Raw genomic sequence first — 691 nt, 5'->3', positions numbered from 1 at the left:
GCCATTACTGACCTCGGCAGAGTTGTAATACTCATCACCAAAACCATCAAAATCCACACTGATGTCCGCCAACGTATCTTTGACGATAGTATCGCTAGAAGTAGCAATATTGCCTGCAACGTCCGTGACACTTGCTTCAACGGTTAAAATGCCTTCTGCAAAACCCGAATAGTCTTGGCCGACTAATGTCCATTCACCACCAGAAACTATCGCGGTATAATTTTCTGATTTGCCATCAACATCAGTGATAGTGATTGAAACTTCTTGACCATCTTCAACATTGGTCACCGTGCCAACTAATGCGCCATTACTGACCTCGGCAGAGTTGTAATACTCATCACCAAAACCATCAAAATCGACACTGATGTCCGCTAACGTATCTTTGACTATGGTATCGCTAGAAGTTGTCGTATTACCGGCAATGTCCGTAACGCTTGCTTCTACTGTTAGCGTACCTTCAGCGAAGGCAGAGTAATCTTGGCCAGTTAGAGTCCACTCGCCACCAGTCACTGTCGCGGTATAATTTTCTGACTTGCCATCAACATCGGTGATAGTGATTGAAACTTCTTGACCGTCTTCAACATTGGTCACCGTGCCGACCAGTGCGCCATTACTCACCTCGGCAGAGTTGTAATATTCATCACCAAAACCATCAAAATCGACACTGATATCCGCTAGCGTATCTTTGACG

General features: G+C 45.2%; 1 protein-coding gene. It reads right to left on the bottom strand.

What is annotated here, in order from left to right; translation table 11 throughout:
- On the bottom strand, positions 1-691 hold a 691-nt coding region (locus tag A6D97_RS03870), incomplete at both ends, for an Ig-like domain-containing protein (protein ID WP_139074295.1).

The sequence above is a fragment of the Vibrio sp. ZF57 genome, assembly GCF_001691235.1.
Lineage (GTDB): Bacteria > Pseudomonadota > Gammaproteobacteria > Enterobacterales > Vibrionaceae > Vibrio > Vibrio crassostreae_C.
Note: the sequence above shows the minus strand (reverse complement) of the source record. Positions and strands in the feature narration are given on the sequence as shown.